This window comes from Pseudomonas sp. SDO524_S393 (assembly GCF_054071875.1).
This window is the reverse complement of sequence record NZ_JBSVVZ010000167.1, coordinates 1-333: the sequence shown is the minus strand read 5'-3', so window position 1 is coordinate 333 and position 333 is coordinate 1. Positions and strand designations below refer to the sequence as shown.

The window sequence follows — 333 nt, the reverse complement described above, 5'->3', positions numbered from 1 at the left end:
GCTGTTGGTCGTCGTAGTGGTAGTGGCTGACGAGCTGGCCCTGCTGGCGTTGGTGTTCCTGGCCGGATTTGAACAGGTGGGAGGTGAGAACTGCGCCGTTCAGTTCGACGGTGGCGAGCTGACCGCCTTTACCGTGGTTAAACACCACCCGGTTGTTATCCGGCAGGCGCAGCGTGTGCAACTGCCCACAGGCATCATAGCCATATCGCAGGGTGCCCCAGCCCTGATGTTCTGCGGTGAGGCGGTTTTGGCGGTCGTACTCGTAGGCCAGCGTCCAATGGCCGTCTTCGACGCCTAGAAGGTTGCCTTGGCGGTCGTAGGTGTAATCGACGG

General features: G+C 61.0%; 1 protein-coding gene. It reads right to left on the bottom strand.

Annotation, left to right across the window (positions count from 1 at the left end; translation table 11 throughout):
* On the bottom strand, positions 1-333 hold a 333-nt coding region (locus ACW9IB_RS29510), incomplete at both ends, for a hypothetical protein (RefSeq protein WP_457416857.1).